Here is an 18046-nt window from a genome sequence, read left to right as displayed (position 1 = left end):
AGACGTGCCACCAATTCGCGAAATGAGGGTTACCATGAATACTACACTCAATCACAGCTCCATCGACAGTAAACGCTGGTTTATTCTATGTATGTGCATTTTGGCCAACCTTTGTCTGGGTGCAGAATACGCATGGAGTGTTTACGCTGGCCCACTGCAAGCCCAGTTTGGGTGGGATGTGTCTGTCACCTCCACTGCATTTGCCTTCTCTGGCGCCCTTAGCCCCATTACGGTCATCGCTGGGGGTAAGTTGCAAGATACTCTAGGCGCCAAAAAAGTTCTTTTTCTTGGCGCTTTCTTATGGGGCGGTGCTTCCATTTTGGCCAGCATGGCATCAACTCCCATGCAGTTATATTTAGGCTACGGGGTAATCGGCGGCTGTGGGGCCGGCATCACCTATAGCTGTACCATCGCCAGTGCCACTCGCTTATTTCCAGACAGACGCGGATTTGCCGCAGGTCTAGCAACTGCAGGCTACGGCGGCGGCGCCTTGGTGTTCTCCCCGATTATCCAACATTTAATCTCTAGCTATGGCGTTTCCAAGGCATTTTTAACGGCTGGTAGCATCTATTTGATTGTCATTCTCATCACGTCCTTCGCCATGATCAATGTGCCTGCCACCTATCAGCCTGTTGGTTGGACGCCTGTGACAGACGGAAAATCCCTTGAGTTTGGTGTTGATAAAAACTGGCGCCAAATGTTACGCGACCCCCTATTTTACCTGCTCTTAGGCGTATTTACCTGCGGCCTAACTTCTGGTCTTTTGGTGGTGAGTTCCGCCTCTAGCATTGCCCAAACCGCGGTTGGTCTCAGCGCCGCAATGGCGGCCACCGCCGTGAGTGCCATTAGCTTGGGCAATCTCAGTGGGCGCATTATCTGGGGCGCCCTCTCCGATAAGTTCGGACGTTACAAAGTGATTCCCGTTATGTATGCCATCTCCGCTGTGTCCATGTTTATCCTTGCAACCGTGACCATGGGCGACTTTGTTCAATTCTTTATCTGCACCATGATTGCAGGGATGGGATACGGCGGTATTATGGGCGTCTACCCTGCCCTGACTGCCGATAACTTTGGCATTACAAACAATGGCACAAACTACGGCTTTATGTTCCTTGGCTTTTCCGCCGCAACCTATCTAGGCCCCATTATGGGCTCTAACTTGGTCATTGCAAACGATGGCTCCTATGCCTATTCTTTCATATTCTCAGCAGGCTTAAATCTCTTCGGCGTGGTGCTCATGTTCCTAATCATCCAACTACGCAAAAAACAGGTCACCGTGCACACTGAAACTACATAAACCCAATTATATGCCCATTTGCAAAAAAACACCGCCAAGGTGTAGGAGTATCCTACGCCTTGGCGGTGTTTTTATCCTCACCCATCATAACTCAATTAAAGTCTTCTGGTGCACGCGGGATAATCAAGGTGGCAATGATGTAGAGCATAATACCAGTGCCACCCAAACCGCCTAGCAAAACAAAGCCCAAGCGCACAAGCGTGGGGTCAATGTCAAAATATTCTGCCACACCAGCACAAACACCAGCCACCATTTTATTGGTGGATTTATATAGTCTTTTGTCCATGTTTTTTCTTTTCCTTTCGGTCGGTTGTGTTGATTCACCCCCATCTTACAACAACGCACAACAATTTGCAATCTATTTGTGGTCATTTTGTAATGACTTTATAAATATGTCGGGCTATACTGGAGAAAAACGGAAAACAGCCATCCCACTTGGAGAAAACCTCTGGATTGTGGGGTGATTGCCATTCTTCAGTGGCACCACGAACATACCCACACCCCCGTTCTGATTGGGTGCGCATAAAATTCCCCTCTTGACAAATCGATTTACTCGTAGTAAACTAAGTTTACAAGCTGTAAATCAATAGGAGGGTTTTTTATGATTGACTATAAATTAGGCGAGGTGGAGATGCAGTTTGCAACCATCATCTGGGACAACGAACCCCTCACCTCACGGGCGTTAGTAGGACTGGCAGAGCAGCATCTGAACTGGAACAAGTCCACCACGTACACCATTTTGCGCCGCATCTGTGAGCGTGGGATTTTCCAAAACGAGCACAGCGTGGTGACGTCCTGCATCACCAAAGAGGAATTTTTGGCAGGGCAAAGCGAAAAATTTGTGGAGGAAACCTTTTCAGGGTCACTGCCACAATTTTTAGCCGCCTTCACCCAGAAGAAAAAGCTATCTGACAAGGAGATTGCCGATATCCAAGCCTTGATTGATGCCCAGAAGGAGGGCTGAGTATGGACAAGCTATTTTTGCAAATTCTCAACATGAGCTTCACCGCCAGTGTGGTGATTTTGGCAGTGATATTGATTCGATTGGTGCTAAAAAAAGCACCAAAGGTGTTCATTTACGCTTTATGGGCAGCGGTATTGTTCCGCTTGCTCTGCCCCTTTAGCTTAGAAAGCGCCATGGCACTCCTCCCCACTAGCCAACCCATTCCACAAGATATCATCTACCAAACTGTGCCTCAAATAGACAGTGGCTTTACCGTGGTGGACAGTGTGGTAAACCCAGTTTTGCCCCCAGTGACCAACCATACCACCAGCATCAACCCCATCCAAATTTGGTTGGCGATAGGGCAATATCTTTGGATTGCAGGCATGATTGCCATGGCAGTATACAGCATGGTTTCCTATGGGAAATTGCGCAAACGCCTAGTGGGCGCTGTCCAACTCCGTGACAATATCTATCTGGTGGATTATCTGGACACACCCTTCGTCACGGGATTGATATCCCCCAAAATTTACTTACCATCCAGTTTAGAAGCGGCGGAGCAAACCTATATCATCGCCCATGAGCAGTGCCACATCCGCCGCTTTGACCATGTGACACGACTGTTGGGCTTCATCGCCTTGACCCTCCATTGGTTCAATCCATTGGTATGGATTGCCTTTGTGCTGTCAGGCAAAGACATGGAATTATCCTGCGACGAAGCGGTGATGAAAGCCATGAATGGCGATATTCGCACCGACTACGCCCAGTCTTTGTTGCGACTGGCCACAGGGCGCAAAGCAAGTAAACTCTTAACCGCAACCCCTCTCGCTTTCGGCGAAGGGGAAACCAAAGGCCGTGTAAAAAACGTGCTCAGCTACAAAAAACCTGCCCTATGGGTTATGGTGCTATGCCTAGTGGCAGTGGCGTTAATCTTGGTGTCCTTGGGGAGTAATCCAGAAGAAGAGGAAACCTTCACTTCCGTGGCAGGGGTGGGCACCGAGCTACGCTTGGAGGAAACCGCTTATGTAGAGTTGGAAATCCAAGAGAAAACCAACTATGCCATCCGTTGTATGGTCACCGATGTGCTGACCAACACGGAGTTTCCCTTGGGTGCCAAGCTGAATTTCACCTGTGATGAAACCCTCACCATGACCACCAAAGACGGTGGCACCTTCGTCTATGATTGGGACGAACCCAATATGAACGACAGCGACTTGGCGGTGGGTGACATCATCCGTGTGGGCTACACCGTCTACGACCCCTACCAAGATGGCAACAATTACTATAACCATCTGGAAGCTGATAGTATTTTCTATTGGGGCTTGGATGGCATCCCCACATACGATACACAGTACGAAGAAGTGGTGGACGTAGTGGCCTATGAGCAGTATGAGGCAATCCTGACCCAAGAGCTGGATACCGCCGCCTATGCCTCTTTAGGCGATTTTACAGGCTATGAAGTGACACGGTTTGTCTACGCTTGGGACTATGAAAACACCGCCGACAACAGTACGGTGCAGGTCTATGATTTGGAGTTTGCCCTCTTGACGGACGACCCCTTCTCCGTCACATGGACTGGTGGGATGTACATGGATGAGCAAGGCCGTGTGCAAGGGATCAATGGTACCAGCGGATTGGCGGTAAAATATGTGGATAGCCAGTTGGTGGCGGCGGTGTTTTTGCCTAGAGACGCCCAGTGGGTGTATACCACTGAGGACAACCGTGAGACTGCCATTGATGTTGTGAACAGTGCACTCCTTGGCACTCTTTATAGCGATGAAGAAACCACCATCACCATGACCATTGAGGGTGATGCAGAAGAAATCTCTGCCATTGCGACCCACAAAGAGGGATATTCTATCGCCATTCCAGTGGACGAATGGGCGGAAACTGACGACAATCACTGGCAAGCCATTGCCAACGAGGATGTGTATTTTGATATTTTCTATCTAGATATTGAGGATATCCAAGAGGTTGCCACTTGGTGCTTGGATACCCAAGGGGAAGTCACCGATTGGATGGGGCGAGACACCATCTTCGTCTCCAACGCTGGCAACACCCATTTCCTCACCGCTTTGGGTGCCTCTGAAAACGGCTATTATTACGGCCTAGGTCATTGCCCTGATGAAGCCATGGAAGGCTTCGGCACTCGCATTGGCTACATCTTTGACACCGTCACCTTGTGGTAATCAAGCGTACCACCCAAGTTGGTATTCTCAATTCTCCATTGACACAGAAAAACACCCTAACAAATCCATCTGTTTTGGATTTGTTAGGGTGTTTTTTCCTTATGCTTTGATGTGCTTCACAGCTTGGTACAAGGTGCTAAATTGGGCATAGCCCTTGTTGTACAGGGCGTGGATTTCCATGTCAGGCATGGTGGTATCGGTGACCTTCACCACCTCTGCCGCCATGGCTTTCACACTGGGGTACACCCCACAGCCCACGGCTGCCAGCATGGCACCGCCCAGACCGGGGCCTTCTTCTGTTTCCACCGATTGGACAGGAATGCCCAAGACGTTGGCGAAAATTTGCTTCCAAATGGGGCTTTTGGCACCGCCACCGCAGATTTTGGTGGATTGAATGTCCACACCCAAAGACTTGGCGATTTCCAAAGAGTCACGCATGGCGTAGGCCACGCCTTCCATGACGGCTTGGGTCATTTGACCACGGGTGGTGTCCATGCCAAGGCCTAAGAAGGCACCACGGACTTGTGGGTCGTTGTGAGGGGTACGTTCCCCCATGAGATAGGGGGCAAAGACCACGCCGTTGGTGCCCAGTGGCACGAATGATTCTTGCTCTTTGGCAAAGTCAGAGGTTTTTAAAATGTCTTCCATCCACCACTTGTTACAAGAGGCGGCAGAGAGAATACAGCCCATGAGATGGTACCCACCAGTGGCATGGGCAAAGGCATGGATGGCGTTGTTATCAGGCAGGGTGAAGGCATCGCTGGCGATGAACACGGTGCCAGAGGTGCCAACGCTCAAGTTGCAAGCCCCGTTTTCAACAGTGCCAGTACCCACGGCGGCGGCGGCATTGTCACCAGCGCCAGCGCAGATTTTAACAGTTTCAGGCAATCCCAATTCAGCTGCCACGTCTGGGAGCAAGGTGCCCACCACGTCGTAGCTTTCAAACAGCTTGGGCATTTGGGCTTCCGTGATGCCACAGATGTCCAGCATTTCCTCCGACCAGCACTTATTGGCTACGTCCAACAACAACATCCCTGCGGCATCAGAATAATCAGTGCAGTGAACCCCTGTCAGCTTATAGGCCAGATAGTCTTTGGGAAGCATAATTTTGCTAATTTTGGCAAATAGATCTGGTTCGTGCTTTTTCACCCAGAGAATTTTAGGGGCAGTGAAGCCTGCAAAGGCAATGTTGGCTGTCAAAGAAGCAAGCGTATCCTTGCCCACAATGGTATTCAAATATGCGGTTTCTTCCATGGTACGCCCATCGTTCCACAAGATGGCAGGGCGGAGGACGGTGTCAGCTTCGTCCAAAATCACAAGGCCGTGCATTTGACCGCCAAAGCTGATGCCTGCCAATTGGCTCTTGTCCAAGCCTTCAAAAATATCACAAATCCCTTGCTTACTTTCCACCCACCAGTGGGCAGGGTCTTGCTCAGACCAACCAGAATGGGGCATGGACAGAGGGTAGTCGCGACTGGTGGTGCGGATGATGGCACCAATCTCATCAATGAGCACCAACTTCACAGAAGAGGTGCCTAAATCAACGCCTAAAAAATACATAGTGTTCTCCTTTTGTTGAAAATTTCAAAAAGACGGCGGGCGACCACAGGTCGCCCCTACGATTGGGGTGAAGATGGCGCAATTACAAATCCATTGTAGGGGCGACCTATGGTCGCCCGCATCCATATCACCATGCAATGTAAGCGTGAATAGTCAAACACTATTCACGCTTACATTCAAATTCTATTTATGCAAAGGGATTTTCCTTGGGATAGGGCAGGTATTTGGGTTGGTTGTAAGCGATGTCTTTCACACCCAAATATTTGAACACTTCAAACAGTGCCTTACCGTAGTGACCGAAGGCCACAGCGCCGTGGTGAGGATAGCACTTTTCAATCAGCACATGGCGATAGAAGCGATCCATTTCGGGGATGCCGAACACGCCGATGGAGCCGAAGCTTTCGCTGGGCACGTCCAGCACTTCACCGTGAGCCACATAGGCCTTCAAGGTGGTGTCGGCAGAAGATTGGAGGCGGAAGAAGGTGATTTCACCGGGTTTAATATCCCCTTCCATGGTGCCACGGGTGATGTCGGGTTCGGGCAGTTCGGGTTCCAGATCACGCTTCATAATCAGTTGATAGCCCATGTGTGGGTTCACCAGCAGTTCAGGAGCGGTGTTACCACAGTGGAAGCCCATGAAGGTTTCGTTGGCCTTGATGTCGTATTTGTCCTTGATGGAAGCTTGGTACATGGAATCGGGCACAGTGTTGTTGATGTCCAGCAAGGTAACAGGCTTGCCAGAGACGCACACGCCGATGTATTCGCTGAGCGCACCGTAGATGTCCACTTCGCAGGACACGGGGATGCCCTTGGCAGTCAAACGACCGTTTACATAGCAAGGCACAAAGCCAAATTCAGTTTGGAAGGCAGGCCAGCACTTGCCAGCGATGGCGGCATATTGAGAGCAACCCAGATTGTCTTTCACCCAGTCCAGCAGGGTTAATTCGTATTGAGCCAAACGGGGCAGAATGCCACCATAGGGGTTGTTGTCGCCCAGTTCGGCTTCCATGTCAGCCATGACTTCTGGGATACGGGGGTCGTCTTTGTGCTTGTTGTAAGCCACCAACAAATCCAGTTCGGAGTTTTCTTCCACAGCCACGCCAAGGTCATACAGAGCCTTGATGGGGGCATTACAGGCCAAGAAGTCGTTGGGGCGGGGGCCAAAGCCGAAGATTTTCAAGCCCTTCACACCCAGAATAGCAGTGGCGATGGGGGCAAATTCAGCAATTTTTTCTGCCACTTCGCTGGCGGTGCCAACGGGATAGGCGGGGATGTAAGCAGTTTTGCCACGGAGGTTCAAGTTGTAGCTGCAGTTCAGCATGCCACAGAAGGCATCGCCACGACCGTCATGGAGGTCACCGTCACCTTCAGCGGCTGCCACATACATGATGGGGCCGTCGAACATGTCAGCAATCATGGTTTCAGCAGTTTCGGGGCCAAAGTTGCCCAAGAACACCACCAAAGCGTTGACACCAGCGGCTTTCACATCGGTCACAGCGGCTTTTGCATCCACTTCGCCAATGACACCCACAGGACATTCGTACATATCAGCGCCGTAAATGTCGCAGATGGCTTTGCGACGACGTTCTGCCAATTCGATGGGGAAACAGCCACGGGACACGGCAATCATACCCAGTTTCAGTTGAGGAATGTTGTTCATACTAATTTTCTCCTACAATATAAATTAAGGTTTAAGGCACGGCTGCCAGCCGTGTCTTTTGTCTTTTTGTTGCCTAAGCTGTTAGAATGGGAGAGAACAGGTCTGGCTCTGTTTTCCGAGGGCTTACACGCCCGCAAAGGAGTCCGCCAGCCGCCTCTCTCGTTCGCAGCATTCGATTTGCGCAGGTTGTGCCACCAAGACTGGTGCGTTCGTGTCACTCAGGAGATTGAACAAGCAGCGAAGAAAGCGGAATGCCTAATCAAAATACATGGAGGAAACAATATGAACGCAGTCGGAATCGATATTTCCAAAGAATTCAGCGTGGTAGCCGCCCTGCGGCCTATGGGTGAGGTGGCGCTCCCACCTCGTACTTACCAGCACGACAGCCACAGCATCGACGTACTGGCGCAGGAAATTCTTGCGTTGGGTGCGGACACCCGTGTCATCATGGAGGCCACTGGTCGTTACCACGAACCAGTCGCCCAGACACTGAGCCAGCACGGTATCTACGTCAGCATTCTCAACCCACTACTCATCAAGCAGAGCGGTGGTGGCTCCATCCGCAAGGTTAAAACCGACAAAGCCGATGCCCTAAAAATCGCAAAATACGGGCTTGACAATTGGGTGGATTTGCGAGAACATACACCTATGGAAACCATACGACAACAATTAAAGCTCTGCACACGGCAGTACAATTTGTACATGAAAACCATTGTTTCATTGCAAAACAACCTAATTTCTCTCTCGGATAAGACCTTTCCAGGCGTCAACGAGCTGTTTTCTAGTCCTGAGCGCAAGGATGGTCATGTCAAGTGGATTGATTTTTTGGCTACATTTTGGCACTGTCACTGCATTGCAACCGTCAGCGAAAAGTCCTTCACAGACCGCTATCAAAAATGGTGCAAGCGAAAGGGGTACCATTTTCAACCCAAAAAGGCGGCTGAAATTTACGCAAAAACCCAGAAAATGATTGTCACTCTGCCCAAAAACGACTACGCAAAATTGTTGGTTGTGACGGCGGCCAAGCAACTCATAGCCTCCAAAGAAACCCTCTCTGAGATGAAAATCGAGATGAACCGCATGGCTAAAGAGTTGCCCGAGTACGACACCGTCATGGCGATGTACGGCGTAGGCGAGGCCACTGGCGTACAGCTGATGGCGGAGATTGGGGATGTGCGTCGCTTCGCCCACCGCAGCTCCATTGTGGCGTTTGCAGGGGTGGATCCGTCGGTCAACCAGTCAGGCAAGCAGACCTCTCAAGGCGGAAAGACCACCAAACGTGGCTCGCCCCACCTGCGCAAAACGCTGTTTCAGGTGGTGTCTACCTACGTCAAGAAGAAGCCTGAGGACGAGGCGGTGTACCAGTTCATAGACAAGAAACGTGCCGAGGGCAAGCCCTACTACGTCTACATGACGGCCGCACAGAACAAGTTCCTGCGGATTTATTACGCTCGGGTCAAGGAGTGTATGCTGGCTCTGGAGACCGCCAGCGAGGGCTAAGTGACGCTAATTTCATAGTTTTTCAGGTCAGTGATTACACCTTCTTTCTCTGGCCTGTTTTGTTATGCCTGCTTTGTCATCTCACAATTTTTGTGAGATTTTTTCATTTTAGGGCTTGACTTTTATTTACAGGACTCCTTTAATATATGTTGCGCTTGATTGCATTAAATCAAGGAGGCAATGTCGATGTTTTCGCCTTTTAACCCAACAGGGCAACCGCTGGCGGCTTCCCCGCTGTCAGCGTGGGCAAGAAGCCATTTGTTGCGAGCGGTAAGGCGAGCATCTTCTTTGGTTTTGGCTTCAAAAGCAGGCTTTGCAAAGTTGGTGCCCAAAGGCAGAGCCACCATCACTTGGAAGGGTGCGCCAGCTTTTGCAGAGCAAGGGGCATAGTGCAATGTGGTGGCATAGACTTCAATCAAGGTGCCAGCGGGGCACAAGAAGGCCTCTACAGTGGCGGTGTCTAAGATGTCATCCACAATGTTTTCTTGTTTGCCCAAGAGCAAAATGAAGTCGGTGGAGCCTAGGTTCAGCTCGCTGTCGCGGTGATATTCCAAGCAGTTGAGCTTGGTGTTGTGACCGTTGCACCAGCCTAGTTGAACAGGCATACCGCCGTAGGCACGCAGTTGCAAGTCTTGGAAAACGGGCAAGGCTTCCAAAGCAGGTTCGCTGGGGATATAATCCACACCTGCAGGAATGGGGGTAGACGCTTTCAGTGCAGACACCAGAGAGTCGGTGTCAAACCCAGAGAGCACTTGCCCATAGGCAGAAAATTCTTTGTCAAATACGCTTTGAATCTTCATGGCTGTACCTTATGCTTTCTTCCGCTTGGAAACCACGTCAAACACGACGGCTGCCAGCAAAACCAAGCCCTTAACCACTTTTTGATAGTTGGCATCCACGCCCATGATGGACATACCCAAGTTGATAACGCCCATCAGCAAAGCGCCGATGATAACGCCGGGGACAGTACCCACGCCGCCGTATGCAGAAGCACCGCCGATGTAGCAAGCGCCGATGGCATCCAGTTCGTAGCCGTCACCGTAAGTAGGTTGTGCAGAAACCATACGAGCGATGGTCAGCATACCAGCCAGTGCGCACAGCAGACCCATATTGGTGTAACCGATGAAATAGATGCGGTCGGTGTTGATACCAGAGAGCTTGGTGGCCTTTTCGTTGCCACCCACGGCATAGAAGTGACGACCCAGAGTGGTTTTAGAGCTGATGAAGGTGTAAATCACAACGATGGCACCAATCCAAGCCAACACGGTGGGCACACCTTTATATTGTGCGAATTTCCAGAAGAAGTAACCGATGACACCCACCACAATGATGGCCTTGCCAGCCACAGCCGCAATGGGGGCGTTGGCATAGCCTTTTTTGCTGTTGGAGATGTAGCTGCATGCCGCAAAGCCCAGATAGCCGACGATTAGAACGATACCCACCACGATGGAGAACATGTTCAGCACCACTTCAGAGCCGTTGACCAGCACAGTGGGGCCGCCACCAATCAAGTCGGGGAAGTAGCAGCTTGCGCCACCGCCGAACACCATGATGAAGGTTTCAAACTTGTTGATGGACAGGGTCATGCCGCCCAGCACCACGTTGGACAAACCACGGAACACCAGCATACCAGCCAATGTCACGATGAAGGCAGGGATGCGGACATAGGCAATCCAGAAGCCTTGCCATGCGCCGATGACGGTGCCGATTAAGAGCATCACGATGACAGCCAGCACTACATTCATGCCGCCCACCATCAGTGTGGCGCCAACAGCACCCACGAAGCAGACCACAGAGCCGACAGCCAAGTCGATGTTACCGCCAGTTAAAATACAAAACAGCATACCAACAGAGAGGATAAACACGTAACCGTTTTGGGCGATTAAGTTGGTAATATTTTGAGGATATAGGATTTTGCCCCCAGTTTGCACTGCGAAAAATGCAACCACTAAAATCAAGGCAAGAATCATGGTGTACTTTTGTACCCATTCCATTACTTTTGCTTTAGACATACAATTGAGTCTCCTTTACACACACATTATTTAATGATAGCCGCCATGATTTTTTCTTGAGAGGCTTCTGCTTGGGTAAATTCACCCACGATTTTCCCCTCGTTCATGACATAGATGCGGTCACTCATGCCCAACACTTCAGGCAATTCAGAAGAAATGATGATAACGGTTTTCCCAGAAGCCACCATTTCATTGATGATGCAGTAGATTTCGTACTTGGCACCCACGTCAATGCCACGGGTGGGTTCGTCCAAAATCAAAATGTCGGGGTCGGTGAACATCCATTTTGCCAAGAGCACCTTTTGTTGGTTGCCACCAGAGAGACTGCCGATGGCTTGCTCGGTGGTGTGACACTTGGTTTTCATTTTTCCACGGTATTCTTCCGCCACACGACTTTCCAGAATTTGGTCAATCACTTGGTGGTGGGACACACCCTCGAGGTTTGCCAAAGAGGTGTTGATACGGATGGCATTGGAGAGGATGAGGCCGTTGCCTTTGCGGTCTTCGGTGACGTAGGCCAGACCTGCATCGATGGCGGCTTGGACGTTTTTCAAATGGCCACTTTTGCCATTGATGGTCAAATCGCCAGAAATATTTTGCCCATAGCTGTGACCAAACACGCTCATGGCAAATTCGGTGCGCCCTGCGCCCATCAGACCAGAGATGCCCACTACTTCGCCCTTTTTAAAGTGCATAGACACACCGTCTACCACCTTGCGGTCGGACATTTGGGGATGATGCACCGTCCAGTTTTTCACTTCCATAGCCACGTCGCCGATTTTCACATCGTGACGCTTGGGGAAACGGTCGGCAATTTCACGACCAACCATGCCACGGATGATGCGGTCTTCGTCGATGGCGGCGTCTTTTTTGTGCATAGTTTCAATGGTTTGTCCGTCACGCAAAACGGTGATGGAGTCTGCCACATAAGATACTTCGTTAAGTTTGTGGGAAATGATGATAGAAGTCATGCCTTGCTTTTTAAACTCTAACATCAGCTCCAACAGTGCTTGGGAGTCGGTTTCGTTCAAAGAGGAGGTGGGTTCGTCCAAGATTAACAGCTTGGCATCTTTTGCCAGCGCCTTGGCGATTTCCACCAGTTGTTGCTTGCCCACACCTATGTCACGGATGTAGGTTTGGGAAGATTCGCTGAGACCCACGGTTTTCAAGTGCTTGGTGGCCTCGTGATGGGTGCCGTTCCAGTCGATGTTGAACTTTTTGCCCCGTTCGTTGCCTAGGAACATGTTCTCACCGATGGTCATGTCGGGAATTAAAGCCAATTCCTGATGGATGATGACAATGCCTTTGCCTTCACTATCAGGGATGGTAGCGAACTTACATACTTCGCCTTCGTACACAATGTCACCGTCGTAGGTGCCATGGGGGTACACGCCACTGAGGACGTTCATCAAGGTAGATTTGCCTGCGCCGTTTTCACCGACCAAGGCGTGGATGCTACCCCGTTCTACTTGGAAATTCACGTTTTCTAGGGCTTTCACACCAGAGAAATACTTGCAAATCCCCTTCATTTCAAGAATATAATCTGCCAAAATACTGCCTCCAATCTAAGTTGGTTCACACACATGTTGTTGTCTTAAGAAAACGAGCAAGGCTGGCTGTGCCAGCCTTGCTCGGCAGGCTGACGAAACCGTTGCCCTCAGGCAACGGTTTCGTCAGCCTGAAAATCGCCCAATTGCAAAACTTTTCACTTTTGCAATTTAATAAAAGCATACTGCATCGTTACATTTATAAAATCTCATAGGGGGCGATTGATTTTATTCGAGGTGGGCTCTGCCCCCTCGAGCTCCCCCTGCAGATGCCATTACAAGTTCACGAGCAAGGCTGGCTGTGCCAGCCTTGCTCGGCCATTTAGTTATGAAATACTTTGTTATTGCTTAGTTCAGGCCAACTTGGTCAGCGGTGTAGTAACCAGAGTCAATCAAAACTTCTTCGATGTTGTTCAAATCGCAAGCGATTGGTTCGCACAGGTAAGAGGGGATGATGCCGGTGCCGTTGTCATAGGTAGCGGTGTCGTTGACAGGGGGTTCGCTGCCTTCCATGATAGCGGTAACCATATCAACAGTAGCAGCAGCCAAGTCACGGGTGTCTTTGAACACGGACATAGCTTGCAGGCCAGAGACCAAGTTGGGCACGTTTGCGATGTCGCAGTCTTGACCAGTGATGATGGGATAAGTGCCAGTGTAGTTAGCAGCCAATGCGTTTGCCACGCCCAGAGCGGTGGAGTCGTTGGAAGCCAGAACTGCATCCAGTTGGGTGCCGTCAGAATAGTAAGAGCTCAAGATGGTTTCAAAACGAGATTGGGCTTCGTCGGTTGCCCAGTTAGCAGTTGCAACAGCAGTCTTTTCGGTTTGACCAGAAGGAGTTTGGATGATGCCAGAGTCGATGTATTCTTGCAGGACGGAGATAGCGCCGTCGAAGAAGAAGTTGATGTTGTTGTCGCCGGGGTCCCCGGTGATGAATTCCATGTTAACAGGTTCGGTAGCAGTGGCCAGACCCAGAGCTTCCACCAGATATTCGCCTTGCTTCACGCCAACATCCCAGTTGTCGAAAGTAGCGTAATAAGTAACAGCAGCAGAGTCCATGATCAAACGGTCATAAGCGATGACGGGGATGCCAGCTTCTTCAGCTTCAGCCATAACGGTACCCAGAGCGGAGCCGTCGATGGAAGCGATAACCAGAGCACCAGCGCCGTTGGCGATCATGTTTTGGATTTGAGAAACTTGAGTGGGGATGTCGTTGGCAGCGTATTGCAGGTCAACGGTGTAACCAGCGGCTTCCAATTCAGCTTGCATATTTTCGCCGTCTTGCACCCAACGTTGCAGGTCCTTGGTGGGCATGGCCACGCCAACCAGCAGGGTTTCTTCGGTGGTAGCAGCAGCGGTGGTGGTGGTAGTAGCAGCTTCGGTGGTGGTAGAGCTGGAGTCGCTAGAGGAGGAACAGCCAGCCAGGGTGCCCATCAGCATGACGGATGCCAGACATAGTGCAAAAATCTTCTTCATAAAATTTTCTCCTTGTTTTTTCCAAGTTAACTGCTATTGCGTAATTGCAACGTTGCAATTGAATGGTAGCCAGTCAACTCAGTTGTTATGTTAAATTTAACCTATTTTTACTAAATAGTCAATGGTTTAAGATGTAGAATTGCTTTCATTCACAATTTATCGGCATTTTCACAATAGTAATCGGTTTGCTTTTGTATATTTTGCCATCTGTACAATCTATTTTTTACCAGTTTTACTAAATTTAACTAAACACTTTTATATTGACAAGTTTTTCACCAATGTCATTAAGATAAGCCTGGGTGCTACAAGAAAAACACCCAGAACCTTTTAAAAAAAGCTTGACAATTACAAAAAAATGTGCGGTCGCCTTCATTGACCAAAGTCAATGAAGGCGACCCTTGTTATTGAGCATAACGCTGATAACAAAGGAGATGCACACATGACATTCACAACAAAAAACATAAAAAGAACACTAAAAAAATCCATAAAAGCCCTTTCGCAAAACGCTGTAAAATATGCTGAAAATCCAGAAAAAGACTTCACCCGAAATAGGAAGTTACCATTTGAAAAAGTAATTGAAACAACCTTATCTCTCACAGGAAAAACACTATATGGGGAATTATCCGAACAATTCGGCATACATTCATCCTCACCTACAGTATCCGCTTTTGTGCAACAACGAAACAAAATCAAATCAACTGCCTTCGAGGATTTATTCCACCAATTTGTTGCCGAAACAAACCAACCCATCACCCACCGTGGCTACCGCCTTTTGGCTGTGGATGGCTCTAGTTTGCACGTTCCCACCAACCCAAAGGAAGTGGATTCTTACCATCAAAAGGCCAATGACTCCAAGCCTTTTAACCTTTTGCACCTCAACGCCATGTACGATATTTTGCGCAAAACCTACGTGGATGCAACGGTTGAAAAGGGTGAAAACAAGGCCTTTGCCACCATGGTGGCACGTAATCAATCAAAAGTACCCACCATTTACATTGCTGATAGAGGCTACGAATCGTACAATAATTTCGCTCATGTGCAAGAAAGAGGGCAAAAATTCCTTGTCAGAGTGAAGGATTCTGCTTCACGCAACGGTATTTGTCACGGATTATCTTTGCCTGTTGGTGAGGAGTTTGACGTTTCACTGACGCTACACATTTCACGCAAGCAAACAGCGCAAGCCAAAAATCAAAACCTGAAATTTATCGCCCATAGTTCACCATTTGATTTTTTACCCTGCAAAACAAAGAAAAATGAAAAAATCGAGCCATATCCGTTACATATTCGCCTCGTTTGCTTTAAACTTTCTGAAAATTCTTACGAAACGGTTGCCACAAATTTGGATAAAAGTGAATTTGATTCTGCTGCCCTCAAGGATTTGTACGCCAAGCGATGGGGTATCGAAACGTCCTTCCGCTCTTTGAAATTCACCGTCGGATTGCTGTATTTTCACAGCAAAAAGACGAAGCTTCTTCTTCAAGAAATCTTCGCCAAGTTGATTATATACAATTTTACACAGTTGATAACCTCGTGCATTGCTGTAAAAAAAGTTACCAGAAAGCGGGTTTATCAAATAAATTTCGCTGTTGCCACTCAAATTTGTCGTAAATTCTTTGGGAAGAATGTACCCGTCGCCGAAGTTGAAGCCTGCATCGCAAAAAACCTAACACCCATGCGAAATTTGCCCTCAAACCCACGCAAGCGACGCAACACGAACCCCAGAACCGACACCTCTTTTTTCTATCGCTTGGCGTAATGCCACGTTATAAGGACAAGCAAGCAGATTGAAAAATCTGCTTGCTTGTCCTGCGCATTTTTAGATTCCGATGATTTTTTATTAGCTGTTCTTGCGTTTCAATAGCTTAACTTAATGACATTGAGTTTTTCACAGGACTACACCGCTTTTTTCTATACACATTGCACAAATTTTTCCAATCACCCTTGTGTTTCTAAGACATCGGATGTATAATTTAGTAAAACAAACTTAACCCCCGCTAGAAAACAGGTGGACTATGGCTAAAATGACCGCAAAACAAATCGCTCAATCCCTTGGTGTCTCCACTGCCGCCGTATCCTTGGCTCTGAACGGCAAACCCGGCTTAGGTGCCCAAACCAGAGAAAAAATATTGACAGCCTGCAAAGAGGCTGGCTTTGCCATGCCCCAAACCAGCCAACCCCAACAACCCCAACAAAAAACCTTATGCTTTATGATTTTTGTAGATGAACTGTTGCGGGTTTGGGAAAACAGCCCCTTCTACGCCTACAACATGCAGGGGGTCGAAGCCGCCGCCACCTTACACGGATACAACACAATGATTCGCTATTTACAGGCAGATTCTATACTTAGCCTGCAAAATCTAAACTTTTTAAAGTCTTTAGATGGTCTGATTTTATTAGGCACCGACATCACGCCTCGCACCGCTGGCGACATTCGCACCATGCTGGCCTCCATCCCCCAAACCCCCACCGTCATCATGGATAACATGAGCCTATCTAGCTTTGCCGACTGTGTGGGCAACGACAATCACGGCGGCGCTTATCAAGCCGTCACCCATCTGGTGAACCAAGGTTGCCGACACATTGCCTATCTCTGCGCCCGCACCCGCATCCCCAATTTTGACGAGCGAGAGGTTGGCGTGATGGACGCACTGCGCCATGCAAACCTGCCCTTGTTTGGCAAAATCCAATGTAGCATTTCCACGGAAGAAGCCTATCAAGACTTGGTTTCGTGGTTCCAAAGTGGCAATCCCCTGCCCGATGGGATATTTGCCGAAAACGACGTGTTGGCCGCCGCCGCCACCCGCGCCATGACGGTTTGTGGCATTTCTGTGCCCAACCAAGTGTCTATCATCGGCTTTGACAACCTACCCATCACCGAGCAAACCCATCCGCCCCTGTCCACCATCCACAGTTACAAAGACGACTTGGGTGCCACCGCTGTTGAAATGGTTATCCACCGCCGTTGGATGCAACGTTATTGCCAAGGTCGTTCCACTGGCACCATCAAAGTACAAATGTCCACAGAATTGGTCAAGCGAAAAAGCGTACGTAATATGTTTTAACCGCAAAAAATCACCTATGGTATGGGTTGAACCATGCCACAGGCGATTTTTATTGGTTTTATTCGTATAGTGTAGGAAAAATCTTTTGAATGAGTTTTTCACTTCTAGGCAAGAAAAACTGCACCATAGGGCCAATCAGTCCAGCGGCCACCAGCGTGCCAACGCCAACCACGCCGCCCATGAAAAACCCTGCCACGGCAAAGGTGACATCACAGGCAATCCGCACAGCAGAAAAAGGGATTTTCTTGCGTTTGTTCATCACATCGGTGAGAATAATGGCAATCAAATCGTTGGGGCCTGTGCCAGAGTTGCTTTTAATGACAATGGACATCCCAAAACTCAAAATCACGCACCCTGCCACCAGCACAATCAACCGCACCACCATAGACGACTGGTCGGTTACCATGTCTCCAAACAGCCACAAGAACAAATCAATAATCCAGCCTCCACAAAAGGCGCATACAATGGTGCCAGCTTTTACATATCCCTTTGTGGTCACCATCATCACCGCCATCAACGCCACCAGCGCAATCACATGGCAGGTGCCAATGCTAAGGCCCACCATCATAGAAACCCCTTGAATCATCACCGTAAAGGCATCTGAACCCAAGGCTGAAATTAAAAATAAGCTGACCCCCAAATGGGCAATGGTAAGCCCAACAAACAGCACAACCAACCCTTTCACCCAATCCGCTTTGTTGCGTTTGGAGGTATCAATGGCAAATCCACTCACACAATCCACATCCTTTCATATCCAAGACAGTATACAAAATTTTTCCAATATATGCAAGCTATTTTTTCAC

At 49.1% G+C, this 18046-nt stretch carries 14 protein-coding genes; 6 read left to right on the top strand and 8 right to left on the bottom strand.

Going from position 1 to position 18046, the window contains the following annotated elements; translation table 11 throughout:
- The first annotated feature begins 34 nt into the window (after positions 1-34).
- Positions 35-1297, top strand: a complete 1263-nt coding sequence (locus tag RFF05_RS16495) for an OFA family MFS transporter (protein WP_409968103.1) — start codon at positions 35-37, stop codon at positions 1295-1297.
- A 91-nt stretch (positions 1298-1388) separates the two neighbouring features.
- Here RFF05_RS16495 and RFF05_RS16490 read toward each other — a convergent pair whose 3' ends face one another.
- A complete protein-coding gene (locus RFF05_RS16490) occupies positions 1389-1583 on the bottom strand; it encodes a PspC domain-containing protein (RefSeq protein WP_409968102.1) in 195 nt (64 codons plus the stop codon).
- Positions 1584-1898: 315 nt separating this feature from the next.
- Between RFF05_RS16490 and RFF05_RS16485 the strand changes: the two genes are divergently transcribed.
- Positions 1899-2261, top strand: coding sequence for a BlaI/MecI/CopY family transcriptional regulator (locus tag RFF05_RS16485; protein ID WP_409968101.1), 363 nt, complete (start codon positions 1899-1901; stop codon positions 2259-2261).
- 2 nt (positions 2262-2263) lie between these two features.
- Entirely contained in the window at positions 2264-4429 is a 2166-nt protein-coding gene (locus RFF05_RS16480; protein WP_409968100.1) for a M56 family metallopeptidase, read from the top strand.
- Positions 4430-4528: 99 nt separating this feature from the next.
- Here the strand turns inward: RFF05_RS16480 and xylB are convergent, their stop codons facing one another.
- Positions 4529-5989 (bottom strand): xylulokinase, encoded by a 1461-nt coding sequence (xylB, locus tag RFF05_RS16475; protein ID WP_409968099.1) that lies wholly within the window; start codon positions 5987-5989, stop codon positions 4529-4531.
- A 187-nt stretch (positions 5990-6176) separates the two neighbouring features.
- Complete coding sequence (locus RFF05_RS16470) at positions 6177-7649, bottom strand: L-fucose/L-arabinose isomerase family protein (RefSeq protein ID WP_409968098.1); 1473 nt, start codon at positions 7647-7649, stop codon at positions 6177-6179.
- Positions 7650-7931: 282 nt separating this feature from the next.
- Between RFF05_RS16470 and RFF05_RS16465 the strand changes: the two genes are divergently transcribed.
- Positions 7932-9149, top strand: a complete 1218-nt coding sequence (locus RFF05_RS16465) for an IS110 family transposase (protein ID WP_409967781.1) — start codon at positions 7932-7934, stop codon at positions 9147-9149.
- A 164-nt stretch (positions 9150-9313) separates the two neighbouring features.
- Here RFF05_RS16465 and RFF05_RS16460 read toward each other — a convergent pair whose 3' ends face one another.
- The 4 genes from RFF05_RS16460 to RFF05_RS16445 all read right to left on the bottom strand — a co-directional run bounded on the left by RFF05_RS16460 (position 9314) and on the right by RFF05_RS16445 (position 14181).
- A complete protein-coding gene (locus RFF05_RS16460) occupies positions 9314-9949 on the bottom strand; it encodes a DUF4867 family protein (RefSeq protein ID WP_409968097.1) in 636 nt (211 codons plus the stop codon).
- 9 nt (positions 9950-9958) lie between these two features.
- Positions 9959-11161, bottom strand: coding sequence for a multiple monosaccharide ABC transporter permease (gene mmsB, locus RFF05_RS16455; protein WP_409968096.1), 1203 nt, complete (start codon positions 11159-11161; stop codon positions 9959-9961).
- 26 nt (positions 11162-11187) lie between these two features.
- Entirely contained in the window at positions 11188-12711 is a 1524-nt protein-coding gene (mmsA, locus tag RFF05_RS16450) for a multiple monosaccharide ABC transporter ATP-binding protein (protein WP_409968095.1), read from the bottom strand.
- Positions 12712-13056: 345 nt separating this feature from the next.
- Positions 13057-14181, bottom strand: coding sequence for a substrate-binding domain-containing protein (locus RFF05_RS16445; protein WP_409968094.1), 1125 nt, complete (start codon positions 14179-14181; stop codon positions 13057-13059).
- 385 nt (positions 14182-14566) lie between these two features.
- Here RFF05_RS16445 and RFF05_RS16440 point away from each other — a divergent pair, with 385 nt between their 5' ends.
- Positions 14567-15937: an IS4 family transposase gene (locus RFF05_RS16440; protein ID WP_409966964.1), complete on the top strand. Its 1371-nt coding sequence runs from the start codon at positions 14567-14569 to the stop codon at positions 15935-15937.
- A gap of 256 nt (positions 15938-16193) precedes the next feature.
- Complete coding sequence (locus tag RFF05_RS16435) at positions 16194-17243, top strand: LacI family DNA-binding transcriptional regulator (RefSeq protein ID WP_409968093.1); 1050 nt, start codon at positions 16194-16196, stop codon at positions 17241-17243.
- Between the two features lie 58 nt (positions 17244-17301).
- On the opposite strand, the gene RFF05_RS16430 is transcribed toward RFF05_RS16435, so the two are convergent.
- Entirely contained in the window at positions 17302-17976 is a 675-nt protein-coding gene (locus tag RFF05_RS16430; protein WP_409968092.1) for a YczE/YyaS/YitT family protein, read from the bottom strand.
- Positions 17977-18046 lie beyond the last annotated feature (70 nt).

The sequence above is a fragment of the Bengtsoniella intestinalis genome, from assembly GCF_039719005.1.
In the GTDB taxonomy this organism is placed as follows: Bacteria; Bacillota; Clostridia; order Oscillospirales; family Oscillospiraceae; genus Oscillibacter; species Oscillibacter intestinalis.
Note: the sequence above shows the minus strand (reverse complement) of the source record. Positions and strands in the feature narration are given on the sequence as shown.

What these genes read in the sequence shown, in the direction of transcription:
- mmsB (WP_409968096.1), bottom strand. Translation starts at nt 11,161, where the DNA reads ATGTCTAAAGCAAAAGTAATGGAATGGGTACAAAAGTACACCATGATT.
- RFF05_RS16480 (WP_409968100.1), top strand. Translation starts at nt 2,264, where the DNA reads ATGGACAAGCTATTTTTGCAAATTCTCAACATGAGCTTCACCGCCAGT.
- RFF05_RS16460 (WP_409968097.1), bottom strand. Translation starts at nt 9,949, where the DNA reads ATGAAGATTCAAAGCGTATTTGACAAAGAATTTTCTGCCTATGGGCAA.
- RFF05_RS16470 (WP_409968098.1), bottom strand. Translation starts at nt 7,649, where the DNA reads ATGAACAACATTCCTCAACTGAAACTGGGTATGATTGCCGTGTCCCGT.
- RFF05_RS16485 (WP_409968101.1), top strand. Translation starts at nt 1,899, where the DNA reads ATGATTGACTATAAATTAGGCGAGGTGGAGATGCAGTTTGCAACCATC.
- RFF05_RS16435 (WP_409968093.1), top strand. Translation starts at nt 16,194, where the DNA reads ATGGCTAAAATGACCGCAAAACAAATCGCTCAATCCCTTGGTGTCTCC.
- RFF05_RS16490 (WP_409968102.1), bottom strand. Translation starts at nt 1,583, where the DNA reads ATGGACAAAAGACTATATAAATCCACCAATAAAATGGTGGCTGGTGTT.
- RFF05_RS16445 (WP_409968094.1), bottom strand. Translation starts at nt 14,181, where the DNA reads ATGAAGAAGATTTTTGCACTATGTCTGGCATCCGTCATGCTGATGGGC.
- RFF05_RS16465 (WP_409967781.1), top strand. Translation starts at nt 7,932, where the DNA reads ATGAACGCAGTCGGAATCGATATTTCCAAAGAATTCAGCGTGGTAGCC.
- xylB (WP_409968099.1), bottom strand. Translation starts at nt 5,989, where the DNA reads ATGTATTTTTTAGGCGTTGATTTAGGCACCTCTTCTGTGAAGTTGGTG.
- RFF05_RS16495 (WP_409968103.1), top strand. Translation starts at nt 35, where the DNA reads ATGAATACTACACTCAATCACAGCTCCATCGACAGTAAACGCTGGTTT.
- RFF05_RS16440 (WP_409966964.1), top strand. Translation starts at nt 14,567, where the DNA reads ATGAAGGCGACCCTTGTTATTGAGCATAACGCTGATAACAAAGGAGAT.